At 66.4% G+C, this 1,692-nt stretch carries 2 protein-coding genes; both read left to right on the top strand.

Annotation, left to right across the window (positions count from 1 at the left end; all coding sequences use genetic code 11):
* The first annotated feature begins 70 nt into the window (after positions 1 to 70).
* Positions 71 to 1,078, top strand: a complete 1,008-nt coding sequence (locus tag V6M63_RS18895; RefSeq protein WP_332744350.1) for a methionine ABC transporter ATP-binding protein — start codon at positions 71 to 73, stop codon at positions 1,076 to 1,078.
* Positions 1,078 to 1,692: methionine ABC transporter permease (locus tag V6M63_RS18890; RefSeq protein ID WP_332744348.1), on the top strand; the 615-nt coding region annotated here is incomplete at its 3' end. The genes V6M63_RS18895 and V6M63_RS18890, both read left to right, overlap by 1 nt.

The following is a 1,692-nucleotide window of genomic DNA, read 5'->3' as shown; positions in this document are numbered from 1 at the left end:
CAGTGCCGGGTAGACTACGCAGCCTTTTCGGCCTACCCGGCCATTCGAGCAAACCCAAAAGGTTTAACCCGTGATCAACTTTTATCAGGTGCGCAAGGCGTATCGCGTCGCCGGCCAGGATATCCCGGCCTTGCAGCCCACCGATCTGCAGATAGCCCGTGGCGAAGTGTTCGGCCTTATCGGCCACTCGGGTGCCGGCAAAAGCACCCTGTTGCGTCTGATCAATCGCCTGGAGGAGCCCTCCGCCGGGCGCATCCAGATCGACGGCGAAGACGTCACCGCGCTGGACGCGGCGGGCCTGCGGCGCTTCCGCCAGCGGGTCGGGATGATCTTCCAGCACTTCAATCTGCTCTCCTCCAAGACAGTGGCCGACAACGTGGCCCTGCCGCTTAAGCTGGCCGGCGAACTGGGTCGTGGCGAGATCGCCCGGCGCGTGGCCGAGTTGCTGGCCCGGGTCGGTCTGCAGGACCACGCCAATAAGTACCCGGCGCAACTCTCCGGCGGACAGAAGCAGCGCGTCGGCATCGCCCGCGCCCTGGCCACCGAGCCGAAGATACTGCTGTGCGACGAGGCCACCAGCGCCCTCGACCCGCAGACCACGGCCTCGGTGTTGCAACTGCTGGCCGAGATCAACCGCGAACTGGGCCTGACCATAGTGCTGATCACCCACGAGATGGACGTGATCCGCCGGGTCTGCGACCGGGTGGCGGTGCTGGACGCCGGGCAGATAGTCGAGCAGGGTCCGGTGGCCGAGGTGTTCCTGCATCCGCAGCACGCCACCACCAAGCGCTTCGTCCAGGAAGCCGAACAGATCGACGAGAACGAGCAGCGTGACGACTTCGCCCATGTTGAAGGGCGCATCCTGCGCCTGACCTTCCAGGGTGAGGCCACCTATGCGCCGCTGCTGGGCACAGTGGCGCGGGAGACCGGGGTGGATTACAGCATCCTCGCCGGGCGCATCGACCGCATCAAGGACACCCCCTATGGCCAGTTGACTCTGGCCCTGACCGGCGGCGACCTGGACGCCGCGCTGGCGCGCTTCGCCGCCGCCGACGTGCACCTGGAGGTACTGCGCTGATGGAAGCCCTACTAAGCCGCTTGTTACCCAACGTCGACTGGACGGAAATCGGCTACGCCAGCCTGGACACCCTGAGCATGCTCGGCGGCTCGCTGCTGTTTACCGTGCTGCTCGGCCTGCCCCTGGGCGTGCTGCTGTTTCTGACCGGCCCGCGGCAGCTGTTCGAGCAGAAGGCCCTCTATGCTTGCCTCTCGCTGCTGGTGAACGTGCTGCGCTCGGTGCCCTTCGTCATACTGCTGATCCTGATGATCCCCTTCACGGTCATAGTCACCGGCACCTCCCTGGGGGTGGCCGGGGCCATTCCGCCGCTGGTGGTGGGCGCCACGCCCTTCTTCGCCCGTCTGGTGGAAACCGCGCTGCGCGAGGTGGATCGCGGCATCATCGAGGCGACCCAGGCCATGGGCGCCAGCACCCGGCAGATTGTGCTCAACGCCCTGCTGCCTGAGGCGCTGCCCGGCATAGTCGCGGCCATCACGGTCACCGCCATTACTCTGGTGTCCTACACCGCCATGAGCGGCCTGATCGGCGGCGGCGGCCTGGGCGACCTGGCGGTGCGCTACGGCTATCAGCGTTACCAGCCGGATGTCATGGCGGTCACCGTGATACTGCTGCTG

This window comes from Hydrogenophaga sp. (genome assembly GCF_036675665.1).
Classification (GTDB): Bacteria; Pseudomonadota; Gammaproteobacteria; order Burkholderiales; family Burkholderiaceae_C; genus Hydrogenophaga.
The sequence above is the reverse complement of the archived record's forward strand: the minus strand, read 5'-3'. Positions and strand labels throughout refer to the sequence as shown.